This window comes from Clostridium sp. E02 (assembly GCF_003833015.1).
Classification (GTDB): domain Bacteria; phylum Bacillota; class Clostridia; order Lachnospirales; family Lachnospiraceae; genus Lacrimispora.
In genome coordinates this window covers 36,852-50,423 of the sequence record NZ_RJLQ01000022.1, presented here as the reverse complement: position 1 = coordinate 50,423, position 13,572 = coordinate 36,852, and the positions used below count along the sequence as shown (strand labels likewise).

The window sequence follows — 13,572 nt, the reverse complement described above, 5'->3', positions numbered from 1 at the left end:
CGCATACAAAGCCTCCCCTTGTACTTATATCTCCTTTCAAATAATTTGTCTTTATTGTTATTATTATATCAAAGTTGGCGGTAATTTTCTATATTATTTTATATATACTTCCTCAAATATGGATAAAATCTTGACTATTAACGTTTATAATGGACTAGATATTGGTTATAAATCTATTTTTTCTAAGGCGACTTTATCCCCTGATATGTGAATCTGGTAGACACCAGTTTCCCCTGTTACAGAGAAATGTTTCTTAAGAAGATATTTTTCCTGTACATCGCTTTCTACAATCACGAGATACTCATACCTGTGTAACAGATGAATCAAATTATCCTCATAAAATGCACAGATTCCGTCTACCTGGGAGGCATAAAGCATATATTTTCCAATGTATTGCAGGTAATAATTGGTCACCTGGCTATTTTCATCAGAGGCATAAAATAGATACCGGTTCTTATCTACCAACCCATTTCGATACCACCGATCCCCTGTTATCTTGCAAACCTTGTAAGGCAATGTGTTCTGGGTTCCTTTCCGAATAATATCCATTCCATTGTATTCGGACAAAAGTAAGATAACTGCAACCGCAAGGCATACAATTACCCCCTTTTGATACCAACCTTTACTTTCGACCGATTTAAATGCACGGTAAGCCGGCATCTGATTCTCTTGATAGTAAAAAGAATGTTCAATATCTACTGTTCCACAAAGGATAAGTCCTCCCGCAAACAAAATCACAATACTAGAAGCATAACGATCAAACCCAGCCAGCCTTATGGCTTCGTCTAGTGGCATAGAATAAAGATAAAGAGCTAAAATTCCAAGATAATAAATCACCAAAACCCCATCTAGAGCAATCAACACTTTCCATATATTCCACTTTTTCTTTAAAACGACCCCTCCAATTAAAGTGGCGGCTAAGACTGCCAAGTGAAATCCCAGTATCCCCATAAATGGACGACTATGAATATCAAACACAGACTGAAAAAACAAGGTTGAGATCTGCCTGATCTCATCTGAATTCTTCCCACCGCCGCTTAAAGCAATCTGGTTTAATGAAGTTTCAAATTTATTTTCTACTCCCCGGAATTTAACCGTTGTGTGGTGACTCCATAAGAGAAAAGGCACGAGGGAAGCGGCTATGGTGAGACCAACGGCAAGACCCCTTTTCAAGAAATTTTTATCTCTGTTTTTGATCCATTGAAACACCAGATACATAAGCCCCATTCCAGCATAAATCACTCCTGTATTCTTAATTATCATTAAAAATCCAGCAATGGGAACCACAACCACACAAGCCTGATTTAATTTATTTTTACAACGATAGATGATTGCAAATAGAACTAACGTAACAATAGGAAGTAGAAAATCAACCAAAAGATTATTAATCCGAATGGTAATATTAAAAATGGAAAGTACCAAAAGACCTGCGGCAAGAAAACCATAAAGTAAAAAACGCTGTTTTTGCCTGATGATACCAAACAATGCATAAAAACACGAAAAAATCATGATCCCTTGTCCAGCCAGCATAATCCCTTGATCCTCCCCGGCAAAACGGCAGACATAATATAGGAAAGAAGTCGTTCCAAGAGGATAATTTTTAAAGTCAATGAGTTCAGAGGCTGCATCTGGAAATGCATTGGTGCTTAAGATCTGTTTTAATACGATCGCCCAATGGGAGAAATTATCGTAATGAATCAGAGTGCTGTGTAAAAGTTGATAAAAAAAAGGCAGACTCCCTACTACAAATAAAGTCAGAAACAAGGGAGCCTGAATGAAAAAAACAAGTTTTCTTTTAAATAGAAGGACTACCCAAAGGAAGAAGAAGACCAGTCCCAGCAAAAATACGATCAAAGATCCAATCCATAAAATATCAGCCAGACCAAAAAAATACACAACACAGGCAATTGTCGTAAAAACAAAAACGGGCACAAATTCAGTTTGAATCTTACCTTTTTTCCATACGACTCCCAAATATCCGGATAACGAGCAAATAAGCAATAGTATTCGGGCTGCCTGTATCATCGTGTGCATTGTTACCCCCCTTGTTTTTGAAACTTCATAATAACCTGACTGCGTTGAATCCGTTTCTTTATGTTTCTAAGTAAATCATCATAAGCCGTAATCCATAAATCCATCTGCTTTGGAAGTGTATGCGTTCTGTCATAAATAATCTGCATATATTGACGCTTGTCTTTTACTCCCTCAACCTCTGCAGAATACTGCCAGCCCCCAGACTGCTCCCGTTTATGAATAATTTTCCCTTGCAGTTCTGCCTCATAATTCGGGGTTGTGATTGTAAAATGAATGGGATGATCTTTCGGAAAACATATCGACTCATCCATAAAAAAAGCGATTCCTGTTTCTGACAAATCCACTGTCTCTGCAACATAAGAGCCTTCTTCCCACTTCATTTGAATCCTTTCCCTTGCTCGTATCCTTTCGCTTCTGCGAAAAGCAGGGCGGCCAAGCATAAAAAAGACTGCATAGCACAAAGCGACCATGTTATAGGCCAGCCAAAAGAATATAATGCTGCTATAGAATAAGGCCCATCCATATTTATTATCCACAAATCGGATCATTGCTATAACAGAAAGTAACAATAAGGCAAGATGAGGAATTGCATAGAGCAAATCTTTGAATTTATGTCCATTTCCTTCTTTTTTCTTATTCGTAACCCGAAACGTTCTCTGGTGAATGTGAAATGTCTCAAGCAATACAGGTACAATCATATAAGGCATAAAAATTGTATCAATAACCTGACTCCATCTTTGGTTCCGTATGTTGCTAGATAAATACCGCATCGATATGCTGTATAAAAAATATGCTGGCAGCCAGAACACAATCACATCCCAGAAATCACTGTTTACAATTTTAAAATCAAACAATGCAAACAGTATAGGAGCAAGAACAAAAATCAGCCGATTAAAAAAGGACCACCAGTATAAAAAGCTATTTAAATACGTGATTCTTGCAAGTATGGAAAGTTTTTTAGAAAAAATAGCATTGGTATTTTGAAGACTCTGAATCACCCCACTTGCCCAACGAACCCGTTGCTTAAGCATACTTTTCACAGTCGTAGTTGTTAAACCCGCCGACAAGATTTCATCTGTTGCATAGGTAATGTAACCAGCTTTCTGTATCCTTATACTTGTCTCAAAATCTTCCGTAATGGTCTTTAAAGGAAACCCTCCAATGTCTGTTAACGCTTTTCTTAAAATCACAGTATTACTTCCGGTATACGCAACCGCATTGGAAGCATTTCTCATAATATTAACTTCCTTGGAAAAAAAATCCTGTTCATTGGGAATATTGTTTTCTGCATACAAATTAAACTGAAACAAATCTGGATTGTAGAAACTCTGAGGGGTCTGCACCAGTCCAAGGCGGAATTGCTCTTGTTGTTCCTCTTCCTTCTTAAGCCTCCATACACCACTTTCTTTTTTAAATTCAGATAAAAGAAAATAAGGAACTGTTTTCATAAGAAATGATCGCTGAGGTATCATATCCGCATCAAATGTCGCAATAAGCGGCGAATTCGTCTTTTCTAACGCATTGTTTAGATTGCCAGACTTCGCATGTTTATTCTCCAATAATCCAAGATAACCCACTTCAAAATCTTTGGCAAGTTTTGCAATTTCTTCTCTGTTTCCATCATCGCATAGATAGATATGAACCTTACTTTTATCTGGATAATCTAGAAACGTACAGGCATTTACTGTTTTATATAAAAGCTCTGCTGACTCATTATGTGTCGCAATCAAGACATCCACATCGGGATAAGCTTCATTTGGAATCGCAGGACACTCTAAATGAAATCGATTCATCCTCATTTTCTGAAAAAACAATTCAAACGTTGTAAATACAGTCACAATCTCTGCCGTTATCAAAAGGATTCCAAATAGCAAATTCCATCCGCCCTCATGAATCGGCAGGGTGAAAAAGATCCGCCATCCCAAATAAGCGGTCATCAAAATAGTTGTCAAGATAAAAATTATATTTCTTTTTTTCTCTTCCCAGCTCATGATAACTCCTCCTGATTTTCAATTTACATAACCGATTGATATTGCGTCATATGTTTCATTTTAAACATTATGTCAACTTTTGTCGATCCCGTAATCTATGGATGGGAACAGTAAGACAAGGTTGGGAAAGAATAACTTTATTCCCAATACGCAAAACCCCCTCCCTGTGGGGGGAGGGGGTACATTGATCTCAATTATTTTTTTGTTCTTGACTAATGTCAAAAATAAAATTATAATGAGCATTATCCATAATTTGGATAGTTATTTTATGATGAGATATATTATAATATTTTACATATATACCATTATTTACAGAAAGATAAAGAGTGTACTAAGAATAACGCAAAGAGAAGGCTTAAACTGTAACTAAATTAATTACATCTATGCTCAGAAAGGGGAACAATATGCTAAAAAAATTAAAGGTAAAAAACAGGTTACTAATTACCTTCCTTATTGTTGTATTATTTGCAGGCCTGTCTGGAACCATTGGCATCCTACTAATTGGAACCGTGAATAAGGAATACCAGAGAGAACTGAATGATTACGGATTTGCCCAAGGCGATATTGGCAGTCTGGGACAGGCATTTCAAGCACACAGGGCTACAGTTCTATACATAATATTTGCAGAAAATTCTGAAGAAACAAAACATCAGAAAGAAGTTCTTAACACCCAGATCAATGTGATTCATCAAAAGATGGAACAGGTTAAAACCCGAATGGTGACTCCAGAAGAACAGGATCTTTATCAACAGCTTTCCAAGAAAATGACCACTTACGATGGCATCCGGGATCAAACCCTTAATCTGACGAGTCAGTCCTCGGAAAAATCCATGGCATTCTTTCGAAGCGAAGCGGCTCCATTGGCTGCCGACATTTCCGATACGATAAACACCATACTGACTGATAAATCCAATAATGGAACATTAAAATCAAGCAAGCTTGCCATACAGACTAATATCTTTATCGGAATCATGATCCTCATTATATTATCTTCTATTGTTATTTCTGTCTTAATTGCTCTTGCAATTACCATTGGAATCACCAAACCACTTGATGAAATAAGACTCGTAGCGGATCGAATGGCAGAAGGAGATTTAAACTGCAAACTGACTTACCGTTCATCCGATGAACTGGGACTGCTTGCGGACAGTATGAGAACGATGATGCAACGAGTTTCGTATTATATGGAACACATTTCATCTACCACCAAGGAACTTTCCCAGGGCAACTTTAACATTCCACTGGATCAGGACGAGTTCAAAGGAGAATTCCGACCTGTACAAGTTTCCATACAAAATCTTACAAGCTCCTTAAACCAGGTAATGACCCAGATTACCCAAGCTTCAGACCAGGTCGCCTCTGGATCCGATCAGGTCGCAGACAGTGCCCAGGCTTTGAGTCAGGGAGCAACCGAGCAGGCATCCGCTATTCAGGAACTAGCTGCCACCATCAATGATATCTCTAGCAATGTTAATCAAAATGCAGACAATGCAAAAGAAACAAACGACCAGGTAGAAACCACGACCAGGGAATTGAATTTTGGGAAAGAACAGATGGAGAATTTAACAGATGCTATGACAAACATTAAAGATGCATCTGCTGAGATCAGCAAAGTAATTAAGACCATTGAAGATATTGCATTCCAAACTAACATCTTGGCTTTGAATGCAGCCGTAGAGGCTGCAAGAGCCGGAGAAGCCGGAAAAGGATTTGCAGTGGTTGCGGATGAAGTCAGAAATCTTGCAAATAAAAGTTCAGAAGCTTCTAAAAACACAGCCGAACTCATCGAATGCGCACTCACTTCCATTGAATCTGGAAACCAGATTGCCAACGAGACAGCCCAATCCATGGACCGTATAGTCGCGTCCGCTAATACCGTTGCTGAACTCGTTTATCAGATTTCCATTGCGTCGGAGAAACAAGCTTATTCCGTATCAGAAGTCACTCAGGGAATTGATCAGATTGCCAGTGTGGTTCAGACCAATTCTGCTACTTCTGAAGAAAGCGCAGCTGCAAGTGAGGAAATGGCAGGACAGGCACAGATGTTAAAAGCACTTATGACACGATTTCAATTAAAAATATAAGAATTTTACAAATTTAGTCATTAGAAAGGGCAGGAAACCAAAGTTTTCTGCCCTTTCTCTCTTAAGTCGTTAGTCCAAATTGTTCTTCCAATATGGATCTTAACTCATCCACGATGACGCCTGCCTCTACGTCAGTCTCATCTATGGTGATATCTGCATATTTCTCATAATATGGAATCCGTTCTTCATAAAGATCCATTAGCGTCATCCCATCTTTTAATGCAACACCACGGTCCGTTAAATTTTCTAGTCGCTCTTTCAAGTTTTCATAGCTGATTTTTAAATACACCAAGGTGCTAATGAACTTTAAATGTTCCATCGCTTCCTCCCCATAAATCACGCTTCCCCCAGGAGCAATGACACTTTTTACAACATCAAGGTCTGCATTTACTCTATTTTCTAAGTCTAGAAATCCAGCCAAGCCTTCGTCTTTTATAATATCCTTTAAAAGTCTCTGCTCTTTTTCCTGAATGAGAATGTCCACATCTACAAAAGAAAATCCCAGGCGTTTTGCTAACAGCACTCCAATGGTACTTTTCCCAGAAGCGGGCATCCCAATCAGTGTAATGTTGTCAAGTTTTTTCATCCTCTTTTTTTCCTCCTGGCCGATGATTTTTTATCCGTTTTTCTTACCGAGTAACCAAAACTCCCAAGTCTTTTCCCAAGTTCAAAATATTCTCCATGGGAATAAGTGACAAGACCAGCCTGATTAAGATGAAACTTGTTTTTTTCATCCATATAGCTTCCGTCAACTGTAACCCCAACCACCTCTGCCAGAAACAGATCATGGCTTCCTAAGTGCTTTATCTCAGTGACTTTACATGCAATATTCACTGGACATTCTTTAATTCCAGGGACATTGCTATTTTTCAAAGGGAATGGTGTCAGCTTCATCTGTTGGAATTTATCCACATCCCTACCTGATTTTACGCCGCAATAATCAGTGGCACGAACCTGATCCCGGGTCACCAAATTTACAACGAATTCCCCTGTTTCCTTTATCATATCATAGGAATACCGTTCTGGACGAATGGAGATTGAGAGCATAGCGGGCGTTGAGCAGATGGTTCCTGCCCAGGCAACGGTGATTATATTGGGTTTTTCCCCATCCCGTTTGCAGCTTACCATAACCACCGGTACCGGATAAAGCATGTTTCCAGGTTTCCAATCTATTTTTTCTGCCCCATCTGACTTCTTTTTTTCACTATATTTCGGTTGTTTCATGGAACGGTATCCTCCTATTCCTGCACCGCCAGCATAACACTGGGGATTAACTGTTTTTTACGCGATACCACACCCGGTAATTTCACACTGTGTTCATCCTCTTTGGAGATATCCTCATCCTGACGGAACGCTCCACCAATCAGTTGCTTTGCCCCTTGCCCTTCGCACAAAAGTTCTGTGGATTCAGTCAGTATATTGGTAAGCATAAAAAACATCATATCCACGCCATGCTGTTCTCTTGCCCTTTTGATATAAGGAAGAAGACGCTCTTTTAAATCATCAAGTTCGCTTGGATTTAAGGAACTAATTTGTCCCACTCCAATGGAAACCTTTCCAAAGTTAAATTTTTTAAAATCCTGATAGAATATTTCTTCAACCGTCTTTCCTTTTAAATTACTACCCGCAGCAAACATCGATGATGCGTAATCGTGGATCTGAATTCCTGCAATTTCCGCCAGCTTTAATGCCGCCTTCTGATCCGAATCCGTACAAGTCGGGGAACGGAACAGCAGAGTATCCGATATAATGGCACTGCATAATAATCCTGCTATCTTTGGCTTTATCTCAATCCCGTTCTCTTGATACATTTGAAATATAATGGTAGCGGTACAGCCCACCGGCTGATTCCGGAAAAATACAGGAGCGATGGTTTCAACCGTCCCCAGTCTGTGGTGGTCTATGATTTCTAAAACCTCAGCACTTTCCATGCCTTCCACTGCCTGGGTTCTTTCGTTGTGATCCACCAATATTAAGCGTTTCCCCTTTGCACCGAGCAGATTACGGCGGGAAATCATCCCTTTATACTTTCCATTTTTATCCAGTATAGGGAAATCTCGGTGGCGCTTACTTGCCATTACATCTTTTATTTCATCGATATAATCTTCAACCTCAAAGGTAATTAGCCCTTCCGTCTTCATAAAATAACTAATGGGCATGCTCTGGTTCACCAGTCTTGCCGCCGTATAGGTATCATAAGGCGTTGTTATCACTGCACACCCTCGTTCCTGTGCCAGTTTTTTAATGGTCATGGAGACTGCTGCACCCTCACAAACGACGATACAGGCAGCTTCCATCTCAATCGCACAAAGCTGTGACTCATAACGATTTCCTAAGATCACCAGATCTCCCTTTGCGATATAATATTCCATCATATCCGGGTTTGCTGCTGCGATTAGAACTTTTCCATGATTGAAATAATCGGTCGATTCCCCAATCACCAATTCTCCCTCTACGGTTTCCATAATATTACTGTACTGGGTATTGGCTTTTGAAAGAATACTGCTGTCATATACATTCATATAAGACTTTGCAATGTCACCTACCGTAATTAAGCCTTCCAGCATACCGTCTTCTGTGATTGCCGGTATGGTCACTACATTGGCTTCCTGCATCAAATTCCAAGCCTTTTTTAATGAGAGATTTTTTTGAACCCCTTTGATCTCTCGGATCTCAATATCAAGAACCTGAGTTCTAACATTCTGAATCAGTTCCGGTGCTTCCACATCAAAATATTTGAGAACAAATTGGGTTTCTTCATTGACTTGACCCGCTCTCCCTGGTAGATATTCCTCACCAGTCACGAGATTTTTTAGATTCGCATAACAGATTGCGGAACATATGGAATCTGTATCCGGATTTTTATGACCAATCACAATTGTCTTTCTGTTTTTTCTGCTGCTTCCCATGTCTTCCTCCCTCTTTTCATAATCTATTTACACAGGGTTCACATTCTGTTCATATGTGTTTTTTATACTAAATGTATAGAAATTATTATTATTAATTTGTTTTAATCATCAATTTGCACATAGATTTTTCATAATTGCCTCGGTTGTCTGTCAACCGAGGTCTCCTCATCCCCAAAGATCCATTCCACGTGAAGTATTCCCATTATATCATAATTTAGTAAATTGTAAATAAGTGGTTCTATATATCACCATTCGGAAAAGGGAGCGTCTTTTGAAAGTTATACCTTTCAGACGCTCCCTTTTTATTTAGAATCAATCAAGAATCATTCTAGCTGCCCCATAGATTCCTGCATCATTGCCCAGAGTCGCAAGCACAATCTGGCTTTTACTTTTTGAAATAGGCGTAAATTTATCATAGTGTCGGTAAATTTCATCAATTAGATATGTACCGGCTCTTGAAACACCTCCACCGATCACAAAGACCTCTGGGTCCATGATCATTGAGGTCTGAGCCAGTGCAATCCCCATATAGTGACCAAAACGTTCCACCACTTTACGTGCCAGTTCATCTCCTGCTTTCGCTGCATCAAAGACCTCTTTTGCTGTGATCTGATCTCCGAACGCTCTTAAAGAAGATGGGGTCTCTACCATAGACATCTGTCTCCTGGCTTCCCTGGCAATTCCGGTAGCACTTGCAATCTGTTCTAAACAACCAACGCCTCCACAGTTACATCGTTCCGTCTCGTCTTCCCGAACATGCATATGACCGATCTCTCCTGCCAGTCCATGCTTTCCGGATACGATCTTCTGATCTCTGATTACGCCACCTCCCACACCCGTTCCAAGAGTTACCATAACCAGATCATCAAATCCTTTGCCACCGCCTTGCCACATCTCACCAAGAGCCGCCACATTGGCATCGTTTTCACATATTACTGGAATTCCCTGTAGCATTGCACTCAAATCTCTGCCTGGATACTGGTCTTTCCAGCCTAGATTAACGCAGACCTCCACATATCCATCCGGCATAACAGGACCTGGAACACCCAAACCCACTCCCTTAACTTCGTCAAGAGGAATGCTAAGATCCTCCAGATTCTTTAAGATAGAGGAGGAGACATCCGTTAGGATATGGCTTCCAGAATTCTCTTTTCTAGTGACCACTTCCCACTTTTTCAGCAATTCACCACTATGTTCAAATATACCGATCTTTACGGTTGTTCCCCCAACATCAATCCCAATACATTTCGTTCCCATTGCCCTAAACTCCTTTATGCTTTCGTATTCAGTCAGTCAAAGAGATTATAAAGATTTAGCTGTCTCTGCCACACATTCTGGAGTAAATCCAAAGTGCTCAAATAACTGATTGGCAGGACCACTGGCTCCAAAACCCTTCATGGTTACATAGGCTCCGTCAAGGCCCACATATTTGCCCCAACCGAAATCACTCAGTGCTTCCACTGCTACCCGCTTTCTGACTGCCTTAGGCAGTACGGATTCCTTATAATCGTCTGACTGTTCTTCAAATAGATCCATACAAGGCATAGAAACCACACGAACCTTTTTATCGGTAAGAAGCTTCTTTGCATTCACTGACAGCTCTACTTCTGATCCACTGGCAATTAAAATAATCTCAGGCGTTCCTTCACAGTCATCAATGACATAAGCGCCCTTTAATGCCTCTTTGCTGCTCCCTGGCATTGGTGTTAAATTCTGCCTGGTAAGAACGAGAGCTGTTGGAGTTCTTTTCGATGTCAATGCATGATACCAAGCTGCTTCTGTCTCCATCTCGTCACAAGGGCGGAACACATGGAAGTTTGGAAGTGACCGCAACATAGCAAGCTGTTCAATGGGTTCATGGGTTGGACCATCTTCTCCGACTCCAATGCTGTCATGAGTAAATACGAACGTTAACGGTACCCCCATCAGTGCAGACAAACGTGCCATTGGCTTTGTATAATCACTAAATACAAAGAAAGTAGCGATGTAAGTACGAAGACCACCATGAAGCATCATACCATTCCCAATGGCTGTCATACTAAGTTCCCGAACTCCAAAGTGCATATTTCTTCCACTTCGGTTATTCTTACTGTAATCGCCTACTTCAGACATGTTTGTCTTATTTGAAGGAGCAAGATCCGCAGATCCACCAATTAAGTTTGGCATACAGTTCTTAATCCTGTTTAATACCTGACCAGATAAGTTTCTGGTTGCATCCGCTTTTTCCGGCTTTTTCCAGAAATCTTCACATGCTTTGATTGCATTCTCTCCTGCATCCGGATCATAATAAGCTGCCCAGAGTGTTTCCATCTCCGGATATTCCTGGCAGTATGCAGCAAACATAACCTTCCATGCCGCTTCGATCTCTGCTTTTTCTTCTGCAAGCTTTTTATAGTGGCTGTAAACTTCATCTGGAACATAGAATGGTTCCATGGATGGCCAGCCTAAATTCTCTTTTAAAGCAGTAATATTATCGGCTCCCAACGGTTCTCCATGGGCACTGGCTTTGCCCTGTTTTGCAGGACAGCCATAACCGATCTGTGTTTTAATCGTAATGAAGGAAGGATGCTCTGTATCTGCTTTCGCTTCCTCAATAGCACGTCCTATGGCTGTGATGTCATTTCCATCCTCCACCGTTATGGTCTGGAAATGGAAGGCTTCCATACGTTTTTGTACATCCTCAGTAAATGCAATCTCTGTGCTTCCTTCAATGGAGATCTGATTGGAATCATAAAATACAATTAATTTTCCAAGTCCAAGCGTACCGGCCAAAGAAAAGGACTCGGAAGAAATCCCCTCCATCATACAGCCATCTCCGCCCAGAACATAAGTATAATGATCCACCACTGGGTAATCTTCCTTGTTAAAAACAGCAGCAAGATGGCTCTCTGCGATTGCCATACCAACAGCCATACCCATACCGGCACCAAGAGGGCCTGTGGTTGCTTCCACTCCGACGGTATGTCTATATTCCGGATGACCTGGTGTCATAGAGTCCTTTTGACGGAAGTTCATAATATCCTCTTTGGATAAATCTCCATAACCAAATAAGTGAAGCAGAGAATACAAGAGCATAGATCCATGACCACCGGATAACACAAAACGATCCCGGTTTGCCCAATCTGGATCTGCAGGATTATGGTTCATATGGTTCGCCCATAACTCATATGCGGCTGAAGCGCAGCCTAAGGGAAGTCCCGGATGACCGGAGTTGGCTTTCTGGATTGCATCTGCGGAAAGGATGCGAATTGCATTGATTGACAAAGTATCGACATTGCTCATTGGTACTGTCCTCCTAATTGTAATTTTATTTCTTTCATATTTTGAGGACCCGTAACGATCAAAGTATTTGGAAACCTGCCGTTTCGGATCTTAGAAATCGGAAAATCAAATGTTCCGGAAAATTTTAGTCTGCCGGACATGTTATAGACTCTGCAAGAATCTTCATTATACAAAATTACATGGTCACCGTCAATATCACCTTGCTTATACGGATATTTAAATGCCTTTGTAAAAGCCAAACTTCCATTGGATTTGTAAACATCAAGACGGTATGGATTCTCACCTTCTGGGTGATTGACTATAATACCTGCATATTGACTGGAACAGAACACACTTTTCATCTCATCTTCAACTTTTATCTGCTTTAGAAGCTCCGGAGAGAGTGCATTCTTGGTGGAATAAAATGAGATTCCGTTATCCCCAAACGCACAGGAATGCGTATCATCAAAGAAATGAACCTGTGCAACTAAAGATGCCTCATAAGGTTCATCAAATCCCCCCACAAGCCTGTCTGGTATGCTCTTTCCAATCTCTGCGAAATTATGAAATGCAACTCTTCCATTCAAAGCACCATTTTTTAAATAGGCATAAGCTCCCATCAGCTGAGTTCCATCCGGAGATAAACTGACATCCACTGGATAACCAGAACTCCCACCAAGCAATGCCTTGATCTGTACATCAATGCCACTCCCATCCCGCTTAAAAAAATAAATATAATTAGAGGTGGAATCTTCTAGTATGGCAGCAACGACCCCATGGGCAGATACCGTGACTTTTACAACCGGCAGTACGGTTGAGGCAACTCCAGTATTCCCATGTTTATCAAAGATATAGATCTGATTCCCTTCCTGATCTGCAATGGCTGCATAATCCCCATTCACAGAAGCAATTGGAGTTTTCATCTCATAACTCTGAATCCAGACTTCCTTTCCCTGAGAATCCAGATAGGAGGCCCCGTCTTTGCTGTATTTTAATACATTGGTGCCAAAATCTAGATAACCGACGTAACTGCCTTGGTCTAGCTTCTTGTCCCATACTACGCCATAACGGATATAAGTATAATATGTAAAATAGGTATACACTCCAATCCCACCGGCAGCAAGTATTAAAAACAACACCAGAAAAATCTTTATTCTTTTTTTTCTTACCTTTACGCGGGCTCTTTTTATGATTTCTTCGCTGTCTTGCTGATTTGATTCGGAAGATGGAACAATCTGTCGCCGCAGCTGGTTCTTTTTTATCTCTCTATTCATAGAGTTCATATCACTCATG

The 13,572-nt window shown here is 40.5% G+C and carries 9 protein-coding genes; 1 reads left to right on the top strand and 8 read right to left on the bottom strand.

Going from position 1 to position 13,572, the window contains the following annotated elements; all coding sequences use genetic code 11:
- Positions 1-165 precede the first annotated feature (165 nt).
- Both EFT72_RS15855 and EFT72_RS15850 read right to left on the bottom strand, forming a co-directional pair.
- Positions 166-2,034, bottom strand: coding sequence for a hypothetical protein (locus tag EFT72_RS15855; RefSeq protein WP_124067893.1), 1,869 nt, complete (start codon positions 2,032-2,034; stop codon positions 166-168).
- Between the two features lie 2 nt (positions 2,035-2,036).
- Positions 2,037-4,025 (bottom strand): glycosyltransferase, encoded by a 1,989-nt coding sequence (locus EFT72_RS15850; protein ID WP_124067892.1) that lies wholly within the window; start codon positions 4,023-4,025, stop codon positions 2,037-2,039.
- 404 nt (positions 4,026-4,429) lie between these two features.
- Between EFT72_RS15850 and EFT72_RS15845 the strand changes: the two genes are divergently transcribed.
- Entirely contained in the window at positions 4,430-6,109 is a 1,680-nt protein-coding gene (locus EFT72_RS15845) for a methyl-accepting chemotaxis protein (protein ID WP_164473189.1), read from the top strand.
- A 61-nt stretch (positions 6,110-6,170) separates the two neighbouring features.
- On the opposite strand, the gene EFT72_RS15840 is transcribed toward EFT72_RS15845, so the two are convergent.
- The 6 genes from EFT72_RS15840 to EFT72_RS15815 all read right to left on the bottom strand — a co-directional run bounded on the left by EFT72_RS15840 (position 6,171) and on the right by EFT72_RS15815 (position 13,571).
- Complete coding sequence (locus EFT72_RS15840; protein ID WP_124067890.1) at positions 6,171-6,695, bottom strand: shikimate kinase; 525 nt, start codon at positions 6,693-6,695, stop codon at positions 6,171-6,173.
- Complete coding sequence (locus tag EFT72_RS15835; protein WP_124067889.1) at positions 6,692-7,333, bottom strand: flavin reductase family protein; 642 nt, start codon at positions 7,331-7,333, stop codon at positions 6,692-6,694. Before EFT72_RS15835 ends, EFT72_RS15840 begins: the two co-directional genes overlap by 4 nt.
- A 14-nt stretch (positions 7,334-7,347) precedes the next feature.
- The gene (locus EFT72_RS15830; RefSeq protein WP_124067888.1) at positions 7,348-9,018 is read right to left on the bottom strand and encodes a putative manganese-dependent inorganic diphosphatase; all 1,671 of its coding nucleotides are present in this window, start codon (positions 9,016-9,018) and stop codon (positions 7,348-7,350) included.
- A 312-nt stretch (positions 9,019-9,330) separates the two neighbouring features.
- Positions 9,331-10,275, bottom strand: coding sequence for an ROK family glucokinase (locus EFT72_RS15825; protein WP_124067887.1), 945 nt, complete (start codon positions 10,273-10,275; stop codon positions 9,331-9,333).
- 45 nt (positions 10,276-10,320) lie between these two features.
- A complete protein-coding gene (tkt, locus tag EFT72_RS15820) occupies positions 10,321-12,300 on the bottom strand; it encodes a transketolase (RefSeq protein ID WP_124067886.1) in 1,980 nt (659 codons plus the stop codon).
- On the bottom strand, positions 12,297-13,571 hold the full coding sequence (locus EFT72_RS15815) for a DUF5711 family protein (RefSeq protein WP_124067885.1): 1,275 nt from the start codon (positions 13,569-13,571) through the stop codon (positions 12,297-12,299). Before EFT72_RS15815 ends, tkt begins: the two co-directional genes overlap by 4 nt.
- Between the last annotated feature and the right edge of the window lies 1 nt (position 13,572).